Source organism: Streptococcus sp. SN-1 (genome assembly GCF_041154385.1).
GTDB classification, from domain to species: domain Bacteria; phylum Bacillota; class Bacilli; order Lactobacillales; family Streptococcaceae; genus Streptococcus; species Streptococcus mitis_CT.
Genome location: NZ_AP028929.1, coordinates 776,647 through 795,338, shown reverse-complemented (window position 1 = coordinate 795,338; position 18,692 = coordinate 776,647). Strand labels below are relative to the sequence as shown.

25 protein-coding genes are annotated in these 18,692 nt (G+C 37.6%); 6 read left to right on the top strand and 19 right to left on the bottom strand.

The features are described from left to right. Positions 1 to 43 precede the first annotated feature (43 nt). A complete protein-coding gene (locus ACAM22_RS03515; RefSeq protein ID WP_000807422.1) occupies positions 44 to 259 on the bottom strand; it encodes a YdbC family protein in 216 nt (71 codons plus the stop codon). Between the two features lie 98 nt (positions 260 to 357). On the opposite strand from ACAM22_RS03515, the gene ACAM22_RS03510 reads away from it, so the two are divergent. Next, positions 358 to 678: a hypothetical protein gene (locus ACAM22_RS03510; protein ID WP_023943050.1), complete on the top strand. Its 321-nt coding sequence runs from the start codon at positions 358 to 360 to the stop codon at positions 676 to 678. A 30-nt stretch (positions 679 to 708) separates the two neighbouring features. Here the strand turns inward: ACAM22_RS03510 and ACAM22_RS03505 are convergent, their stop codons facing one another. The 7 genes from ACAM22_RS03505 to rpsP all read right to left on the bottom strand — a co-directional run bounded on the left by ACAM22_RS03505 (position 709) and on the right by rpsP (position 4,110). Further along, on the bottom strand, positions 709 to 1,047 hold the full coding sequence (locus tag ACAM22_RS03505; RefSeq protein WP_001196040.1) for an ATP cone domain-containing protein: 339 nt from the start codon (positions 1,045 to 1,047) through the stop codon (positions 709 to 711). 14 nt (positions 1,048 to 1,061) lie between these two features. Then, positions 1,062 to 1,778, bottom strand: a complete 717-nt coding sequence (trmD, locus tag ACAM22_RS03500; RefSeq protein ID WP_049551870.1) for a tRNA (guanosine(37)-N1)-methyltransferase TrmD — start codon at positions 1,776 to 1,778, stop codon at positions 1,062 to 1,064. Continuing rightward, positions 1,768 to 2,286 (bottom strand): ribosome maturation factor RimM, encoded by a 519-nt coding sequence (gene rimM / locus ACAM22_RS03495; protein WP_001105892.1) that lies wholly within the window; start codon positions 2,284 to 2,286, stop codon positions 1,768 to 1,770. Before rimM ends, trmD begins: the two co-directional genes overlap by 11 nt. A gap of 30 nt (positions 2,287 to 2,316) precedes the next feature. Next, positions 2,317 to 3,105 carry an alpha/beta hydrolase gene (locus ACAM22_RS03490; protein WP_265471745.1) on the bottom strand — a complete coding sequence of 263 codons (789 nt, stop codon included), beginning with the start codon at positions 3,103 to 3,105 and terminating at the stop codon, positions 2,317 to 2,319. Between the two features lie 103 nt (positions 3,106 to 3,208). Next, positions 3,209 to 3,535, bottom strand: coding sequence for a MazG nucleotide pyrophosphohydrolase domain-containing protein (locus tag ACAM22_RS03485; protein WP_265471746.1), 327 nt, complete (start codon positions 3,533 to 3,535; stop codon positions 3,209 to 3,211). A 43-nt stretch (positions 3,536 to 3,578) separates the two neighbouring features. After that, complete coding sequence (gene kphA / locus ACAM22_RS03480; protein WP_000379617.1) at positions 3,579 to 3,818, bottom strand: RNA-binding protein KphA; 240 nt, start codon at positions 3,816 to 3,818, stop codon at positions 3,579 to 3,581. 19 nt (positions 3,819 to 3,837) lie between these two features. After that, positions 3,838 to 4,110: a 30S ribosomal protein S16 gene (gene rpsP / locus ACAM22_RS03475; protein ID WP_000268760.1), complete on the bottom strand. Its 273-nt coding sequence runs from the start codon at positions 4,108 to 4,110 to the stop codon at positions 3,838 to 3,840. Positions 4,111 to 4,795: 685 nt separating this feature from the next. Between rpsP and ACAM22_RS03470 the strand changes: the two genes are divergently transcribed. From ACAM22_RS03470 to ACAM22_RS03455, 4 genes are all read left to right on the top strand, one after another. Next, on the top strand, positions 4,796 to 5,392 hold the full coding sequence (locus ACAM22_RS03470; protein ID WP_369606951.1) for a DUF3796 domain-containing protein: 597 nt from the start codon (positions 4,796 to 4,798) through the stop codon (positions 5,390 to 5,392). A 2-nt stretch (positions 5,393 to 5,394) separates the two neighbouring features. Then, positions 5,395 to 5,619, top strand: a complete 225-nt coding sequence (locus tag ACAM22_RS03465; RefSeq protein ID WP_261052822.1) for a helix-turn-helix transcriptional regulator — start codon at positions 5,395 to 5,397, stop codon at positions 5,617 to 5,619. A 212-nt stretch (positions 5,620 to 5,831) separates the two neighbouring features. Next, complete coding sequence (locus ACAM22_RS03460; protein WP_261052821.1) at positions 5,832 to 6,134, top strand: hypothetical protein; 303 nt, start codon at positions 5,832 to 5,834, stop codon at positions 6,132 to 6,134. 77 nt (positions 6,135 to 6,211) lie between these two features. After that, on the top strand, positions 6,212 to 7,015 hold the full coding sequence (locus tag ACAM22_RS03455; RefSeq protein ID WP_261052818.1) for a peptidylprolyl isomerase: 804 nt from the start codon (positions 6,212 to 6,214) through the stop codon (positions 7,013 to 7,015). 55 nt (positions 7,016 to 7,070) lie between these two features. Here the strand turns inward: ACAM22_RS03455 and ACAM22_RS03450 are convergent, their stop codons facing one another. The 7 genes from ACAM22_RS03450 to ACAM22_RS03420 all read right to left on the bottom strand — a co-directional run bounded on the left by ACAM22_RS03450 (position 7,071) and on the right by ACAM22_RS03420 (position 13,934). After that, entirely contained in the window at positions 7,071 to 8,612 is a 1,542-nt protein-coding gene (locus ACAM22_RS03450) for an ABC-F family ATP-binding cassette domain-containing protein (protein WP_261052816.1), read from the bottom strand. Position 8,613: 1 nt separating this feature from the next. Next, entirely contained in the window at positions 8,614 to 9,096 is a 483-nt protein-coding gene (locus tag ACAM22_RS03445; protein ID WP_261052814.1) for a VanZ family protein, read from the bottom strand. Beyond that, a complete protein-coding gene (gene rlmN, locus ACAM22_RS03440; protein ID WP_000804760.1) occupies positions 9,096 to 10,181 on the bottom strand; it encodes a 23S rRNA (adenine(2503)-C(2))-methyltransferase RlmN in 1,086 nt (361 codons plus the stop codon). Before rlmN ends, ACAM22_RS03445 begins: the two co-directional genes overlap by 1 nt. A gap of 20 nt (positions 10,182 to 10,201) precedes the next feature. Continuing rightward, positions 10,202 to 10,732, bottom strand: a complete 531-nt coding sequence (locus tag ACAM22_RS03435) for a YutD family protein (RefSeq protein ID WP_261052812.1) — start codon at positions 10,730 to 10,732, stop codon at positions 10,202 to 10,204. Between the two features lie 174 nt (positions 10,733 to 10,906). Beyond that, positions 10,907 to 11,512 (bottom strand): superoxide dismutase SodA, encoded by a 606-nt coding sequence (gene sodA, locus ACAM22_RS03430; protein WP_140833659.1) that lies wholly within the window; start codon positions 11,510 to 11,512, stop codon positions 10,907 to 10,909. 416 nt (positions 11,513 to 11,928) lie between these two features. Further along, a complete protein-coding gene (holA, locus tag ACAM22_RS03425) occupies positions 11,929 to 12,966 on the bottom strand; it encodes a DNA polymerase III subunit delta (protein WP_140833660.1) in 1,038 nt (345 codons plus the stop codon). A 32-nt stretch (positions 12,967 to 12,998) separates the two neighbouring features. Then, entirely contained in the window at positions 12,999 to 13,934 is a 936-nt protein-coding gene (locus ACAM22_RS03420; RefSeq protein WP_140833662.1) for a dihydroorotate oxidase, read from the bottom strand. Positions 13,935 to 14,178: 244 nt separating this feature from the next. Here ACAM22_RS03420 and gdhA point away from each other — a divergent pair, with 244 nt between their 5' ends. Continuing rightward, positions 14,179 to 15,525: an NADP-specific glutamate dehydrogenase gene (gdhA, locus tag ACAM22_RS03415; protein WP_070842577.1), complete on the top strand. Its 1,347-nt coding sequence runs from the start codon at positions 14,179 to 14,181 to the stop codon at positions 15,523 to 15,525. A 213-nt stretch (positions 15,526 to 15,738) separates the two neighbouring features. Here the strand turns inward: gdhA and ACAM22_RS03410 are convergent, their stop codons facing one another. The 4 genes from ACAM22_RS03410 to ACAM22_RS03395 form a co-directional block, all read right to left on the bottom strand. Continuing rightward, entirely contained in the window at positions 15,739 to 16,401 is a 663-nt protein-coding gene (locus ACAM22_RS03410) for a NisI/SpaI family lantibiotic immunity lipoprotein (RefSeq protein ID WP_203180565.1), read from the bottom strand. Positions 16,402 to 16,563: 162 nt separating this feature from the next. Continuing rightward, complete coding sequence (locus ACAM22_RS03405; RefSeq protein WP_265471748.1) at positions 16,564 to 17,226, bottom strand: ABC transporter permease; 663 nt, start codon at positions 17,224 to 17,226, stop codon at positions 16,564 to 16,566. Continuing rightward, positions 17,204 to 17,944 carry a hypothetical protein gene (locus tag ACAM22_RS03400; RefSeq protein ID WP_000590350.1) on the bottom strand — a complete coding sequence of 247 codons (741 nt, stop codon included), beginning with the start codon at positions 17,942 to 17,944 and terminating at the stop codon, positions 17,204 to 17,206. Before ACAM22_RS03400 ends, ACAM22_RS03405 begins: the two co-directional genes overlap by 23 nt. Continuing rightward, on the bottom strand, positions 17,941 to 18,627 hold the full coding sequence (locus tag ACAM22_RS03395) for an ABC transporter ATP-binding protein (RefSeq protein ID WP_265471749.1): 687 nt from the start codon (positions 18,625 to 18,627) through the stop codon (positions 17,941 to 17,943). The genes ACAM22_RS03400 and ACAM22_RS03395 overlap by 4 nt, the downstream gene beginning before the upstream one ends. Between the last annotated feature and the right edge of the window lie 65 nt (positions 18,628 to 18,692).

Sequence of the window (18,692 nt, the reverse complement as noted above, 5' to 3'; positions counted from 1 at the left end):
CGAGTTGTCATAACTCAGTATCCTTTTCTTTTATTTTGATAACTTAGTTACCTTTAAAAGCATCCACCATTGTTTGAAATTCTTCATTGGAAAGAGTAATCCCTTTGCCCATTTTAGTATGATCTGGACTCCAAGCACGAATATCAAACTTTGCAGGGGCACCATTAAAGCTCACACGGTTGATTTCCTTGGTCCAACCTTTTTCGTTTTCAGAAAGAGTCAACAAGTGCTCTTCAATTTCAAATGTAAATTCTGCCATTTTCTTCTCCTTTTTTAGCTTTCATTTGATTATTCGTAAAATCTTGTAGATTTTAGGAAAATTTTATATAATATTGATATAAAAGAAGGGAGGCCAATATGAGACATAAATTCCAGCAAGTTCTAGATAAAATACATGATTTTTTAAATGGACATGAAGAACCAGACCATACTGAAAGCAACTCCCTTACAGCTACTATTGAAGAGGCTATCCAGAAACAAACCGCTGTTCACCTTATATTGTCTGAGACAAGTTTTACAGGTGACATCATCAAATACGATCAGCAACGCCAGCAAATTATCGTGAAAAATTTTGCCAAAAATGTGACCCGTATTATCCGCATAAGCGATATTCAACGCCTACGATTTGTCCCTTCAACCGTCCAAACAGCCCAAAAAAATAGATTTAAGAAAGAGTGAGATGTAGTTGCTTCATCCCACTCTTTTTTCTTAGCGAATTTGTTCAAAATGTAAATGAACTGCGATATGATCTCCATAACCACTTCTTTCCAAATCACGTTGTAGACGATAGGAAATGTAGTGTTCTGCAATGGTAATGTAACCTGCTCCCAGTAAACGATGTTCAACCATAGACTGAATCATGCTAATGGTAGCACGTTCCACCTTGGCCTCTTCCAAATCCAAAACCACTTTCTTAGTGACTTGTGCAAGGTTTTGACGCAAATCATCTGTCAATACATAGACTGTCTGGGCTGCCTTTAAGATAGCTTGGTAAATCTTGTCTGGATTAAATTCAGCAATTTCTCCATCACGTTTGATTACTTGCATAGGTTTCTCCTTTATTATTTGTTTTCTTTAATTTCTGCCAGCATTTTTTCTTCTTCTGCTGTCAGTTGATAATGTTCAAGCAAATCCGGTCTGCGTTCATAGGTTTTCTTTAAACTCTCATACAGGCGCCACTGACGAATCTTTTCATGGTGCCCGCTCATCAGAACATCTGGGACAACCATGCCTCGATAATCATAGGGACGCGTGTACTGAGGATACTCGAGAAGCCCAGAAGAAAAACTATCATCTTGGTGGCTAGACTCCTTGCCAATCACTTCTGGAATCAGGCGTACTGTAGCATCAATCATGGTCATAGCTGCCAATTCCCCACCAGTCAAGACATAGTCTCCCAGGGAAATCTCATCTGTCACCAAGGTCTTAATACGCTCATCATAGCCCTCATAGTGACCACAGATAAAGATCAGTTCCTCTTCTTGAGCCAAATCCTCAGCATAAGCCTGATCAAACTGCTTTCCAGCTGGATCGAGGAGAATAACGCGCGGATTTTTCTTTTCAATAGCATCAAAGGCATCGAAAATGGGTTGGGCTCGGAGCAACATCCCCTGACCACCTCCGTAGGGCTCATCGTCTACATGGCGGGCCTTTTCAGCATTTTCTCGAAAATTATGATACTGGATATCCAAGAGCCCTTTTTCTCGAGCCTTTCCTACAATTGAGTGCTCCAGTGGAGAAAACATCTCTGGAAAGAGGGTTAAAATATCAATCTTCATCGTCTAACCCTTCTAAGATTTCCACATCGACGCGGTTATTTGGAATATCAACATTGAGAACTACTGGTGGGATATAAGGCAAGAGCAAGTCACGCTTGCCTTTTCGCTTGACCACCCAGACATCGTTGGCACCTGGTTGCAGGATTTCTTTGATGGTTCCAATCAAGTTATCACCCTCATAGACTTCCAAACCGATAATCTCGTGATAATAAAATTCACCATCGTCTAGGTCATTCAAATCTTCCTCAGCAACCTTGAGACTGTATCCCTTATACTTTTCAATAGCATTGATATGGTACATATCTTTGAATTTAATAATGTCAAAGTTCTTCTGTTTACGGTGGCTAGCAATGGTCACTGTTTGAACAAACTGATCTTTTTCATCAAACAAAGCCAGCTCAGCCCCTTTTTTAAACCGTTCTTCTGCAAAATCCGTCACAGACAAGACTCGCATCTCACCCTGCAACCCCTGTGTATTGACGATTTTCCCAACATTAAAGTAGTTCATCTTGTCTCCTGTAGTCTCCTTCTTTCCATCTTATTCTGACAATTCTCGAATAATAGTCGCAATTTTTTCGGCTTCAGACCACTGTAAATAATGGTGATTCCCTCCTAAAATGAGTTTAGTATTGGAAGTCCAATATTTTGATTCTCTGTACTCTTTTTCTCTATAAACCTGACAAAAAATAAATACAGGGGTATAAGCTTCTATCGACAAATTCTCAAAATCTTCCTTAGTAATCTCTCCAGATATCTGAAATCCTGGATCTTGATTTTCCAACTCTGAGCCTTTTTCCTGCATTATTTCCCAGATTTCTTTATTAATTTCAGGGCTAAATGTTGCTTGAGTTAAGTTCTTAAAATAAAGTTCAGGACCATACTCGTCAATCAGTCTCATCTGCTCTTCCATTTCTGGATAAGGATTTTCTGAAAAATCAGCAAACATGACTTTTTTAGTTGTCGGTTCAATTGCTACTAAAGCCTGACACTTAATTGGTTTGTTGAGCAATTTACAAGCTAAAATTCCACTCAAACTATGTACACAAAGTATATATTCAGAAATCCCTAATTCTTCAAATACTTCATAAACCGCATCTGCAAGATTATCTAGATTTTTTCCAGCTTGGTCATGAATCGGACTCCTACCTGTGTTCGGAAAATCAATTGTCAAATAACCAATTGTAGGAGGAAGTTTTTCAAGTATAAGTGAAAAATTTTCATAACTTGGTAGAAAACCTGCGCCACTTAAACAAACTAGTATTTTCTTTTGCTTTTGATAAGTAACAGAGAGACTACCAATCTCTGTAGATACTTCAAACCTCTTCATAAAGAAATCCACTCGTTCTATATAATGAATTATTAAAAATCCTTATCCTTTATTTTATCACGTTCCATGGATTTTCTCAAGTTGGAGTAAGAGTACAATACCTTTACTTCCCTTTCAAAAATCCTTCCAAATCACGTTCATGTTGGTACTTAATGGCTGCAGTTTTATCTTTCTCAAAGATGGTTTTGGTTAGATCAATATCGTTGATAGCCGCGGTTGCGATGGTGTAGTGAATGATATCAGCAAGTTCTTTTGCTAGTTCCTCGTTAGAATCCTGAACGCCCTCTTTTCTACCAGAACGACCATTCAAAACCTCAGCTACTTCCCCGACTTCCTCCACTAACTTCATAAAAAGACCTTCCTCAGTCCGAAACTGCTGGTAATGTTCGAGTAAGTAGTCTTGTAATTGTCTAAACGTTAAATCCTTCATATCCTGCTACTTGCAAAAAAGCGAGACATCCGTCCCGCCCTTCTTATTTTTCGTCAATAACGATTCTTACTTTTTTGTCTTCAGTTGGGACAGAGTAGACAATCGTTCTTATCGCAGAAATAGTGCGACCCTTACGACCGATTACACGACCCACATCACTTTGATCAAGATCCAAATGATATTCCAAAAACTCTGGTGTATCTTCAATCTTGATAGTTAAGGCATCTGGTTGTGAAATCAAGGGTTTCACAATCGCAATAATGAGATTTTCAATCGTATCCATCTGTCAACCTACTTTAAACTTATTTTGAGAATTTAGAATCGTGGAATTTTTTCAATACACCTTCTTTTGAAAGGATGTTGCGAACTGTATCTGAAGGTTGAGCTCCATCAGCCAACCATGCAAGAACGCGGTCTTCTTTCAAAGTTACTTGGTTTTCAGCAACAAGTGGGTTGTAAGTTCCAACTGTTTCGATGAAACGTCCGTCACGTGGTGAACGTGAATCTGCTACGTTGATACGGTAGAAAGGTTTTTTCTTAGAACCCATACGAGTCAAACGGATTTTAACTGCCATTTTTAAAGTCTCTTTTCTTATTTTTTATTTCGGTGAAATAGCTGAGCTATTTAGCACATGTTCTATTATAGCAGATTTCTGGCAGGTGTCAAGAAAAAAACTTGACAGACTATAAAATTTTTAAACCATTTAGAAATTTGTTATATTTTTAAAGAAAAATCAGAAAGAGAATGTCATAAATACTATTTTAGAAACATTTTATAAAGACCATCAACTCAAACCCTTCATCTCTCCTGAACGAGATTTGGATGCTTGGCTCCTAAATTCCCAAACGAAATATCAAGGATTTTAAGAATGATATCTACTAATTAATTTATAAAATATGAATTAATAGATTCTAAATAGGGAAATAATTTAGTTCTGTAAAAATTAACTTCTACACCTATAACTCTTATTCTGACAGACTTTATAACAGTCTAAGAAAAAAAGTAGAGATTCATACAGTATCTAGATTTTTCAAAAATTCTTTATCATCAAATATTATTAACGAAACTATCCAAACCAAATCCGATGCATTGCTTCAAAGAATTCTTAGTTGTTTGACTATCAAGGGCTTTTATTAAAAAATTTTTTCAAATAATTGCCACCTTGGCACATAAATTCTTGCTTTCTAAATTTAAATGTGATATATTTATAACATAAAATTTAAGTGTTATGTATTTATAACACAAAAAAGGAGTCTATCATGAAAAAAAGTCAAAAAATGCGTGGCCTCATTGCAATGATTGCCGTAGCTCTCTTTATTGATTTTATTGTTTTATTTGGTTCTAATCTTAGTTGGGGACCCAAGTTAGTTATTACTGGTATTTCAGTGTTAGGTCAAATTATAGCTATTTGGGGCTGGCTACATATGAAACCATGGCCTCATAAAAGTCAGAAAGGTAAGGGAAAGATTATTTTCGACTTGTCTGTTAAGCTTTACACGATACTTGTGTTTGCAGCAAGCATTTTTTATACAGTAGGGATTTGGGTTGCAACCCCTAGCGTAAGTTCTGGTATTAAAGAATGGAGTTTCGGAATTATCCTCGTTATTGAAGTGATTCTATTTGGTTTTTTCTCTTTAAAAAATGTCAAGGAAACTCCGGACGAACGCTTTTATGCTAATTTAGCAAAGGCAGCTAGCTTGATGTTTGTTTTTATGCTAGGTGCACTGATGATCCTAGCAGTTAGCATTGGATATATAGGGTCTCTCACGCTTTACATGGGCCAGATCTTTATTAGCATAGCTGCCTTGATTCTCATCTTTGCGGTTGTCTATTTTATCTTGGAACGGAGAGGATAAGCATGGCCAAAGAAAGCAAGATTATTACTAATCTCAAATCTGTTCGTGAGTCCACAGGCATGACCCAGCAGGAGTTAGCCGACCTCATCGGCATGCGACGCGAGACAATTCTGCACTTGGAAAATAACCGTTACAACCCTTCGCTGGAAATGGCTCTTAGAATTGCTCAAGTTTTTAATCTGAAAGTAGAAGACCTCTTTGAACTCAGACAGAACGAGGAAGCATAATTCTTTTCGAGACCTAGTATTAAGTTCATTGATTAATTAGGAATTGAATTCAAAAGAAAAATCCTTTGAAAATGTGTTCTTTTAAAATATAGTAATTCTTTCGAATTAACCTTTACTAATTGTGATGCTTTACGAGCTTTCTTAAGATCTGGTTTCCTAAATACTTCGAGTACACTTATGGCATTGATGCCCCTAAACATTTAAAAACTCTGGTGGAAAAACGTTATGCAGTCATTGAAACAGCTTTTGACTCACTTGATCATCTCAATGCTACTATGAAAAAGAATATTCTGAAAAGCAAGGGAATTACAGGACTATCTAAGATGAAGGCTGCAGATCTGTACCAAGCCCTTCATAACAACTTTTCAGAAGAAGAATTAGCAAGTCACTTTACCGTTCGTAGCTACAAATTAACTCCAAAGGGGAGCAGATACTGGAACAATACAAGGGAATTATCGACCGTCATCCAAAGAAGAATCTTTAATCAAGCGACTTTCTGGTTGGCTTCCTCTTAAACTGTCTTGTCACTAACATTTGAAATCCACTTCCTTTTAGGGTACAATGGTAGAAATGAATTTTTGAGAGGAATAGAATGAAAAAACTAGCAACCCTTCTTTTACTATCCACTGTAGCCCTAGCTGGATGTAGCAACATCCAACGTAGTTTGCGTGGTGATGACTATGTAGATTCTAGCTTGGCCGCTGAGGAAAGCTCCAAAGCAGCAGCTCAATCTGCCAAGGAGTTAAACGATGCTTTAACAAACGAAAACGCCAATTTCCCACAACTATCTAAAGAAGTTGCTGAAGACGAGGCTGAAGTGATTCTCCACACAAGTCAAGGCGATATCCGTATCAAACTCTTCCCTAAACTCGCTCCTCTAGCGGTTGAAAACTTCCTCACTCATGCTAAAGAAGGCTACTATAACGGTATTACCTTCCACCGTGTCATCGATGGCTTCATGGTTCAAACTGGAGATCCAAAAGGGGACGGTACAGGTGGTCAGTCCATCTGGCATGACAAGGATAAGGCTAAAGACAAGGGAACTGGTTTCAAAAACGAGATTACTCCTTATCTCTATAACATCCGTGGTGCTCTTTCTATGGCTAATACTGGTCAACCAAACACCAATGGCAGCCAGTTCTTCATCAACCAAAACTCTACAGATACCTCTGCTAAACTCCCTACAAGCAAGTATCCAAAGAAAATCATCGAAGTCTATAAAGAAGGGGGAAACCCTAGTCTAGATGGCAAACACCCAGTCTTTGGCCAAGTGATTGACGGTATGGATGTAGTAGATAAAATTGCTAAAGCCGAAAAAGATGAGAAAGACAAACCAACGACTGCTATTACTATCGATAGCATCGAAGTGGTGAAAGACTACAATTTTAAATCTTAAAAACCAAAAAAATACAGTATCCACATTCGGTACTGTATTTCTTTTATCCTCATTTTTAAGTTAGATTATTAAAATCCCAGATTTGGTCCATCCAGCCTTCATAGAAGTCTGGTTCGTGGCAGACCATAAGAATAGATCCCTTGTATTCTTTGAGGGCACGCTTGAGCTCATCCTTGGCATCCACATCCAGGTGGTTGGTCGGCTCGTCCAACACTAAAACGTTGTTTTCACGATTCATCAAGAGACAGAAACGAACCTTGGCTTGTTCCCCACCTGACAAGACCTGAATTTGGCTTTCAATATGCTTAGTGGTCAAACCACAACGGGCAAGGGCTGCACGGACTTCAGCTTGGTTGAGAGCTGGAAATGCATTCCAAACTGCTTCTAGTGGTGTTTGACGATTACCACCTTCTACTTCTTGTTCAAAATAACCGAGTTCTAGGTAGTCACCGCGTTCCACTTCCCCAGCGATTGGTGGAATAATTCCCAAGAGACTCTTCAAGAGAGTTGTTTTCCCGATACCATTTGCCCCGATAATAGCAACTTTCTGATTACGTTCAAAAGTAAGATTTAGTGGCTTAGTCAGAGGACGTTCATATCCAATCTGCAAATCCTTGGCTTGAAAGATAAAGCGACCTGGTGTACGAGCTGGTTTAAAATCAAAGGATGGCTTTGGTTTCTCACTTTGCAGTTCGATAATATCCATCTTATCCAATTTCTTCTGGCGGGACATGGCCATGTTTCGTGTTGCAACACGCGCTTTGTTTCGAGCGACGAAGTCCTTAAGGTCTGCAATTTCTTTTTGCTGACGTTCGTAGGCTGCCTCTAGCTGAGATTTCTTCATAGCATAGACTTCTTGGAACTGGTAGTAGTCACCAGAATAACGCGTCAGCTGTTGATTTTCCACATGGTAGACAATATTAATCACATCGTTCAGGAATGGGATATCATGTGAAATAAGAACAAAGGCATTCTCATAGTTTTGGAGATAGCGCTTGAGCCAATCAATATGCTCAGCATCCAAGTAGTTGGTCGGCTCATCCAAAAGTAGGATATCAGGCTTTTCAAGGAGAAGTTTAGCCAAAAGCACCTTGGTTCTTTGTCCACCTGACAAAGAGGTTACATCTGTATCCATGCCAAAGTCCATGACACCAAGGGCACGTGCCACTTCATCAATCTTAGCATCCAAGGTATAGAAATCACGACTCTCCAGACGATCTTGCAGTTCGCCAACTTCTTCCATTAGAGCATCAACATCCGCACCGTCTTCAGCCATTTCCATATAAAGGTCATTGATACGAGCTTCAGCTTTGAAAAGCTCATCAAAGGCCGTACGGAGAACATCGCGAACAGACTGACCTTCTTCCAAGACAGAATGTTGGTCCAAGTAACCAGCAGTCACATATTTAGACCACTCAACCTTCCCTTCATCTGGCAACATCTTACCAGTCACGATGCTCATAAAGGTTGATTTCCCTTCACCATTAGCACCGACCAGACCGATATGTTCTCCCTTGAGGAGACGGAAGGACACATCTTCAAAAATTGCACGGTCACCAAAACCGTGACTCAGATTTTTAACTTCTAAAATACTCATTTTAATTCCTTATCTTGTTTTTATGTAATTGTTTATAGAGGAGCCAAGCCAAATAGCCACCCAAGGTATTGGTCCACAAATCATCAACCTCAAAGACGCGATTAAAATCAAAGAAAAAATCCAAGACCAACTGCGTACACTCGATTCCAAGACTCACTAGAAAACTGAAAAAAATCACTTTTCTTGTCTTACGCAAGTTTGGAAGGAGATAAAGGAGTTGGAAAACAAGAGGAAAAAGCAAGAAGACATTGAGGATATTTTGTAGAAAAATCCAACATAATTGTCCAATGTCACTTACTTCACCCAGTTTCCAGAGAGAATTGAAAGGAGTCAAAAGAAAAACCAGGCGTCCAAGATGCTGAATACCTGGAGTTTCCACTCCCACGGGAGATTGTTCTTGAGGAGTAAAGCAAAAATAGACAATGCAAATGCTATAGAAAATGACTCCCCAGACCAAAATATGATTATAAGTCTTCTTCATCATTAAGGATTGACTGCTGCGACTGCTTTCTGGCGGTCACGTTTCATTGTATTGGAACGCAATTGTCCACAAGCTGCATCAATATCTGTTCCGTGCTCTTGACGAACCACACAGTTAACCCCTTTTTTCTTAAGCGTATCATAAAAGGCCAGGACGCGCTCTTTAGGACTACGGCTATATTGGTCATGCTCACTAACTGGGTTATAAGGAATCAAGTTTACATAAGACAATTTCTTGATGTTCTTGAGCAATTCAGCCAATTCCAAGGCTTGTTCTACACCGTCATTGACTTCATTGAGCATGATATACTCAAAGGTCACACGGCGATTGGTTGTTTCGATATAATACTCAATAGCTGCAAAGAGTTTTTCAATCGGAAAGGCACGGTTAATCTTCATGATGCTTGAACGCAACTCATTGTTAGGTGCGTGAAGGGAAACGGCAAGATTGACCTGAACACCTTCATTAGCAAAATCACGAATTTTATGGGCCAAACCTGAGGTTGAAACCGTAATGTGACGAGCACCGATGGCCATTCCCTTGTCATCATTGATAGTACGAACGAAATTCAAGACATTGTTGTAATTATCAAATGGTTCACCAATTCCCATGACAACGATATGGCTGACGCGTTCGTCCTGACCACGCTCATCAAAGTACTTCTGAACCAGCATGATTTGCGCTACAATTTCACCATTATTGAGGTCACGTTGTTTCTTAATCAAACCAGAAGCACAGAAGGTACAACCGATATTACAGCCGACCTGAGTGGTCACACAGACAGACAAACCATAGTGTTGACGCATGAGTACCGTCTCAATCAACATACCATCTGGCAATTCAAAAAGATATTTAACTGTCCCATCAGCAGACTCTTGAACGATACGTTGTTTCAAGGGATTGACCACAAACTGGTCATTAAGCTTAGCAATCAAATCCTTGGAAAGGTTGGTCATCTCTTCAAATGACTGGACACGTTTACGGTAAAGCCATTCCCAGATTTGATCTGCACGGAATTTCTTTTCTCCCTGCTCCAAAACCCATTCCTGCATGGTTTGACGTGTTAAACTATAAATTGACGGTTTCATTTCTTCTCCTTATTCTCTACTCACTTCTGACGAATGACGAAATGACGTTGCCCCTTGTCCTCTTTCTGAGAATGCTGGTCTTTCTGACGACGTCTATTTTTCTTATCTGCATTCGGTTTTCGTTTTGTTTGAGCCGGTTTCTTTCCTTTTTTAGAAGGTGTTTCTTCTTCCTTCTTACGCATTTTCTTGTCAAATGATGCTCGCTTAGGGGCTTCATTTTCTAGGACAAAATAGGCACAACCATAACTACAATATTCTAAAAGGTAGTCTTGTAAACGACTTATTTTTTCAAGTTTTTCTTCTGTTCGATCATCCTTGTAAAAACCACGAAGTCGAAGCTGTTCGTTGCTCCAGTCCCCCACGATATAATCAAACTTGGTTAAGACTTCTGAAAAACGCTGATTAAAAGCCGTCACACCAAAGGCATCCTTGATATTTTCCACCAAGGAAAAAGCTATCCCTTCTGTTTCGACCTTGTCCCCGTGTAAATGGAACTCAGGACCAGGAAACTTGTTATAGTTGTATAATTCAGGTGCAATTTCTTTTCGCATAGATATCCTTTTTCCACGATTACTTAATACTTTATTCTACCATAATTTCTAGCAGTTAGCACGTTTCTCATAAAAATGAAAAAAGTCTGACGATTTTGTCAGACTCGAATCATATGACCTAAAAAAATCATATAACCTAAAAAAGAGAAGAACCATTCTTCCCTCCATATACCATTATTTAGCGGCTGCGTACAATTCATCTACTTTGTTCCAGTTGATCACTGAGAAGAAAGCTTTGATGTAGTCAGGACGCACGTTGCGGTATTTCACATAGTAAGCATGTTCCCAAACGTCCAAGCCCAAGATTGGTTTTTTACCTTCTGAGATTGGTGTGTCTTGATTTGCTGTTGAAGTCACTTCAAGCTTCCCTTCTTTATTGACAACTAACCATGCCCATCCAGAACCGAAACGAGTTGTTGCTGCTGCAGTGAAGGCTGCTTGGAATTCTTCGAATGAACCAAATGTTGCATCGATTGCTGCTGCAAGTTCTGCTGATGGAGCTGTTTTCTCAGGAGTCATCAATTCCCAGAAAAGAGCGTGGTTCAAGTGTCCACCACCATTGTTGATAAGCGCTTGACGGATATCAGCTGGGATAGATTCTACATCAGCAAGCAAGGCTTCAAGATTTTCACCGATTTCAGGGTGTTTTTCAAGAGCTGCATTAGCATTGTTGACATAAGTTTGATGGTGTTTGTCATGGTGCAAGTGCATTGTTTCCGCATCGATGTATGGTTCCAAAGCGTCATATGCATAAGGAAGATCTGGTAAAATAATAGCCATCTGTAATACCTCTTTTTCTTTCTATATGAAAATGATAACGCAAACATTCACTTTTTTCAAGTTTTTTGCTTATAGATGAAGAAATCACTGAAATACTTTCTAATAATACTCTTCAAAAATCTCTTCAAACCGCGTCAACGTCGCCTTGCCGTAGGTATATGTTACTGACTTCGTCAGTTCTATCCACAACCTCAAAACAGTGTTTTGAGCTGACTTCGTCAGTTCTATCCACAACCTCAAAACAGTGTTTTGAGCTGACTTCGTCAGTCTTATCTACAACCTCAAAGCAGTGCTTTGAACAACCTGCGGCTAGTTTCCTAGTTTGCTCTTTGATTTTCATTGAGTATAAAACAAGCAAATCAGCAAGAAACCCACGACAAGATAATCTTGACACTGGTTGTAGTTTCAAAAAAATGTCAATTGATCTGACTAGCAATCTGTAAGAGTGCCTTTTCAAAAAGGAAACCTTTTTCATAAAGACCTGTCTTAATCTGATAGTCTGTCTCAATCAAATAAGAAATAGCTTGCTTCAAAAAGCTAAAGGAAAGTCCTCGCGCATCTCTCAGCGCAAACTTGATTTGATAGGGATTAGGATTGCGTCCGAGAAAACTGCCTAAACTACTTGCAATCTGCGCTTCTGTTTGGCCAGACTCCGACAAAATTTTCACCTGAGTAAAAGTTCGAAATTGTCCTAGCATGACTGCAATCAGTTTAATTTCATCTTCACCTTGCAAGGTCAAGTCTCTAACCAAATCGCACGCCTGGTCCATCTTTTTAGTCAGAATAAACTGAGTTAAATCAAAAATATTATCCTGTAAGGTCTTGGGAATAGCGTTGACAATATCCTCTTCCTCGATAATAGAATCTGCCTTATAGGACTGTAAAAAGAGGAGATTTTTCTGGATTTCGCTAAATTGAAAACCAGACTTGATGAGGAGATTTTCAAAAGAATGATTAGCAAACTGCAGACCTTGTTTCTGGCTCCACTTTTGAAAATACTGGCGCAATTCTTGTTCTTTGGCTTCTACTGCATCAAAGATCTTGGCATCACGCTTAAGTAATTTAACCAACCGTCTTTTGCTATCCAGCTTTCCTTCCGCAAAAATCAACAACTTGGTTGTTGGTGAAGGGTTATCAAGGTATTCCTCAAACGACTTAAGTTCATCATCTGTTAAAAAGCGTTTCTTGCCTGTTGTCATATCGACAAAATGATCCAATATCACGATTTTCTCATCCGCAAAGAAAGGAAGGCTGACCAACTCCAGTTCCACATCCTTGTAAACTACTTCTTTCATATCAAAGTAGGCAAAGTTAAGGTCGGCAGAATCATAACCAATCTGTTTCAATACTTGACTCTTCATAACTTCAAACTGTCCCTGATCTGTCCCTGTAAAAAGGCTCAGGCTCGGTAAATTTGATAAAGTCAACTTCTGGCTCTCTTCAATAGCTAGCATCGTCTCTCCTTTCTTCTGACTTTTTAGTTCATTTAATCAATATAGCGCAATTTCCCACGAAAATCTTCTAGGCTCTCGTATCCTTTTTCTTCCATGATTGCTTTCAATTCATTGGTAATACGATCAAAAGCACCGACGCCTTCTTTGTGAAGGGTGGTTCCCACCTGCACCATACTCGCTCCACAGAGGATATGTTCAAAGGCATCACGACCAGTCAACACGCCACCTGTTCCGATGATTTGGATTTGAGGATTTAAGCGTTGATAAAAGGCATGAACATTAGCTAGAGCAGTCGGTTTGATGTACTCTCCACCAATCCCACCGAAACCATTTTTAGGACAAATAACGACGGACTCATCTTCTATATAAAGGCCGTTTCCGATAGAGTTGACACAGTTGACAAACTTGAGCGGATAATTGTTGAAAATAGCTGCCGCTTGGTCAAAGTGAACAATATCAAAATATGGCGGCAATTTAATTCCCAGAGGTTTGGTAAAGTAGGCAAATACTTCTGCCAAAATCCGGTCTGTTGTCTCAAAATCATAGGCAATCTGAGGTTTTCCTGGAACATTTGGACAGGAAAGGTTTAGCTCAGTCAGACCACAAAACTCACTCTCTTGGACTTTTTTCAAGATAGTATGGGTTTCCTCTGGAGACATGCCGACTAGAGATAAAAAGAAAGTTCGATTCGGCTCTTTTTCCTGCAGATCCAAAAGGTAGTCCAGATAATAGTCTAAGCCATTATTTGGCAAGCCCATAGAGTTGATAGAACCAAGTGGAACATCTTGATAGCGTGGCTCAGGATTTCCCTGACGAAAGTCCAAGGTCGTTGTCTTTGTGACAAAGGTTCCTGCCGCTGAGTTTTTAACGCCCTCTAACTCTGCTATCGTCATACAAGACACACCTGCTGCATTCATCAAGCAATTGGCAAACTCAAAACCAGCAATTTGTGTTTTCGTTGATACCATGATTCTGATCCTCCAGATTCCATTTATTTCTAATATTATACCATATTTTCAGCTTTTCTCTTTGAGAAAGTCATTTATAAGAAAAATGTTCGTTTTTTATCCACTTTCAAAAAAATCCAATTTCAAACAATCCCAAAAATCAAATTGAAAGAATTTTTAGAAAATTTTTGTTTTTCTCTTTACAGTTAAAAAAAATTCTGCTATAATGACACACATAATTAAATTAGAATTTAAGGAGAACGATATGACATCTGCTAAAGAATATATCCAAAGCGTGTTTGAAACTGTAAAAGCTCGTAACGGGCACGAGGCTGAATTCCTCCAAGCTGTTGAAGAATTTTTCAACACTTTGGAACCTGTATTTGAAAAACATCCTGAGTATATCGAAGAAAATATCTTGGCACGTATTACTGAGCCTGAGCGCGTGATTTCTTTCCGTGTTCCTTGGGTTGACCGTGATGGAAACATTCAAGTAAACCGCGGTTACCGTGTTCAATTCAACTCAGCTGTTGGACCATACAAAGGCGGACTTCGTTTCCACCCAACTGTAAACCAAGGGATTTTGAAATTCCTCGGATTTGAACAAATCTTTAAAAACGTCTTGACTGGACTTCCAATCGGTGGAGGTAAAGGTGGATCAGACTTCGATCCTAAAGGTAAAACAGATGCTGAAGTGATGCGCTTCTGCCAAAGCTTCATGACTGAATTGCAAAAACACATCGGACCATCACTTGACGTACCTGCTGGTGATATCGGTGTTGGTGGACGTGAGATTGGTTACCTTTACGGTCAATACAAACGCCTTAACCAATTTGATGCTGGTGTCTTGACTGGTAAACCTCTTGGATTTGGTGGTAGCTTAATTCGTCCAGAAGCAACTGGTTACGGTTTGGTTTACTACACTGAAGAAATGCTTAAAGCTAACGGTAATAGCTTTGCTGGTAAAAAAGTGGTTATTTCAGGTTCTGGTAACGTGGCTCAATACGCTCTTCAAAAAGCGACTGAACTTGGTGCAACTGTTATCTCTGTATCTGATTCAAATGGTTATGTCATCGATGAAAATGGTATCGACTTCGATCTTTTGGTTGACGTTAAAGAAAAACGTCGCGCTCGTTTGACTGAGTATGCAGCTGAGAAAGCAACTGCTACTTATCATGAAGGTTCTGTATGGACTTACGCTGGTAACTACGATATCGCTCTTCCATGTGCGACTCAAAACGAAATCAATGGTGAAGCAGCTAAACGTTTGGTTGCTCAAGGCGTTATCTGTGTATCTGAAGGTGCCAACATGCCAAGCGACCTTGATGCCATCAAAGTTTACAAAGAAAATGGTATCTTCTACGGACCTGCCAAAGCTGCCAACGCTGGTGGTGTAGCCGTTTCAGCCCTTGAAATGAGCCAAAACAGTCTTCGCCTCTCATGGACTCGTGAAGAAGTTGATGGACGTCTTAAAGACATCATGACAAACATCTTTAACACAGCTAAAACAACTTCAGAAACATACGGTCTTGATAAAGACTACCTTGCAGGAGCTAACATTGCTGCCTTTGAAAATGTAGCAAACGCTATGATTGCACAAGGTATTGTTTAAGATTTATTTTCTCAATCCTCAATCACTACGATTGGGGATTTTTTGGTTGAATTAAAAAGTTGGAAAATTACTTACTCGCCCCCTTTTTTACCCCTTCTTGAACAAAAAGAAAAACCACTACTCCTAAGAATAGCGGTTTAATCATGTCTTTAAGCTACTAATGTATTCGCTCTATTATTTGGCGTTTTTTCTTTTAAAGACTTTTTGCCCAGTTTAACTTCTTAAGAAAGCCAAATGATATTCTCCATTCAATTTAACTGCTACTTTCTCATGGATAGACTGATTTTTTAAAGAACAAATTTCTCCATATTTCCAACTTTCGTGCTCCCCTGATAATCTAGTGACTGACTTCACTTGATTATCTAAGTTAGCAACTGTAGCACTAAGCTCTTCTTTGGGAATAATTTCTTCAGTAATTGTAAACGATTGTTCCCCTACCTTCAACTCTCTGGCTTCTTGCTCATTGATAGCAAATCCTCCTACTAAGCGAACATTAAATAAGTCAGAAACTTTTAGTAGTTCTTCTTTAGAAATATTATCAAGTAGTCTACATTTATAGAAAGTACTATCAATTTTTATGGCAAATTCTCTATTCTTGGTCTGATATAAGTCACCAATCTCCAATAAATCATTCTTTATTTCATTATTGGAATCATCGTAAGATATTTCATAAATATCATAATGATTGCTTACTTTACTTTCAATATCTTCATATAAAATTAATTGATTAGTTACACCATAATGCTCTCCTTTATAATCAAATCGATTATAACTTGAGTCGAGAAATTTAACATCATACTTCTCATATGTGCATCCAGTCAATCCAAGTAAACTTAAGAAAAAAATTACGGAAAGATAGATTTTTTTGAATTTCATAGTTCTCCTCCTAATTTTCTATAGTTAAATTATCAAAAATCAATAACGCCTCTCTCCAATATGTCTTTACAGACTTATTTTGGATATGAAGTAAAGTCAAAACAATTCCCAAACTTCCATCCAAAAATTTAACACTCCCTTCATTTCAATCATAGTATATAATTAAACACCTTTTCTGCTTACAACTACTAAATTAGCAACAAACAATAATACAACATAAAAAGTTAAAGCTAATAAATTAGTTGTGCTTCTAAAATTATTTTCTAAAATTATATTAACTGGTAAAATTACTGGAATCCAAAAAATATTAAGAAAAACTTTATTTGTTGCAAATAATATAAATAAACTTTCTACAACAGCAATAAGTAAATTGCCACCTTTCGCAATAAACAATGTCAATAGCATGTGGAAATGATTTAGCAATATTAGTAATAACCAACTAACTATTCCTACGTAAAAATAATATGAAAAGTGTTCTAACTCTATACCTACAACTACCCATAAAGGAATAGTGAGTAAAGATAATAGTAAATCTAACACAAAAAGTTTCGCTCCCCATATACTAGATATATTTCTCCCGCTCCTAATATTCTGATAATTATTAGCATTGATTTCTTGTTCAGATACTAATAAAGTGATTATCGTAGTTATCATACAATAGCCTAACATGGGTAAAAAGATAATATTTTCCAATACAATTGTGTTATTTACAGATAATATGTAAATTGGAATTGTCAATAGTTGTATAGTAGACAAAATCAAAATAATGTATAGTTGATACGAACCTTTAAATTTAATCATTTCACTTTTTAGCAATTGGATCATTACTTAACCTCCAATTTAACATTAACAAAGAAACAATAAATAGAATCAATGATAGAAATACGGTAAATACTACCATTTTAACGTCTGTTACATGATTTGTTAAATCTAAATCTCCTGACGGTTTTATATACATAAGACTATAAGCAATTTTATAATGATATGTAAAAGGAAAGAAGAACCAAAAGCTACTTTGAGCGATAAAAGGTGCAACCAAAAAACAAATCAAGGAGTTAATAGATACTAAGATATAGGGGTTGATCCGTTTCGAAAATAGATACAAGAGTGGCAATACCCATATGGATGTTATCGAAATAAGTACTAAACAAATTAAGTCACCAATTATATTCAATGATATTAAGTCGCCATACAAAAAATTACTTGTAAATAATAATATAGCTAAAAACCATACGTTCGAAATGAGTAAATCTTTTAATTTTAAAAGTATCTTTACGATATATATTTTTATGCTATCATTTCGAAAGTATATATTCTGGAAGTTTCCTGCAGCTTCTTCTGCTTTATAATCATATAAAAATAACAATCCAATAAGCGTGTACAAAAAGACGGCTTCCCACCAATATATTGAAAAACTTTCTAGAATACTCGGTCCAACAAGTAATACAGCTATTAAAATCGACAATCCAGGAGCTATTATCAAGAATTTTTTGGATGTATTTTTTCGCTGTTTTAACCATTCTGATTTAAATATTTTTATCATATTGCGTCACCTCCATGAACAATTCTTATAAATAAAGATTCTAAATCATCACTTTGAACATTCGAACCATCGTAAAAAATTTGACCATCATGTAAAATAACAACTTTATCTGCCACTTTACTAACTTCATACAGTTGATGGCTAGATAAAAGAATTGTCATTCCTGATTTCTTTAAAGAAATCATTAAATTCAACAATTCCTTTATACCATCTGGATCCAATCCATTGGTAGGTTCATCTAAAATGAGCAAATCTGGACTAGTAATTATTGCCATACCTAATCCCAAACGTTGTTTCATACCTAAAGAAAAGCTTCCTGCTTTTTTCTTTCCCGTATTAGATAGCCCAATCAAGTTTAATACTTCATTAATTCGTTCGTCAGAAATGTCATATAACAATGCTCTAGTTTTTAAATTATCAAATGCAGATAAGTTCATATAGATAGCAGGAGTTTCAATAAGCGCTCCAATCTCATATATGCTCGCATTTTTTCCCCCATTAAAAATAACCGTACCACTATCAGCGTTTTCAAGACCAAAAATAATCTTCATAATTGTTGATTTTCCTGCACCATTGATACCTAATAATCCACAAATACTCCCCTCTTTTATTTCAAAAGAAATATTTTTCAGTACTTCTCTATCCTTATATGATTTTCTAAGTTTTTGAACTTGTATATTCATAACTATAATTCCTCCTTGTTTTATACTTATATGTTATACTTTATTTTTCAAAATTTGTTCAGAAT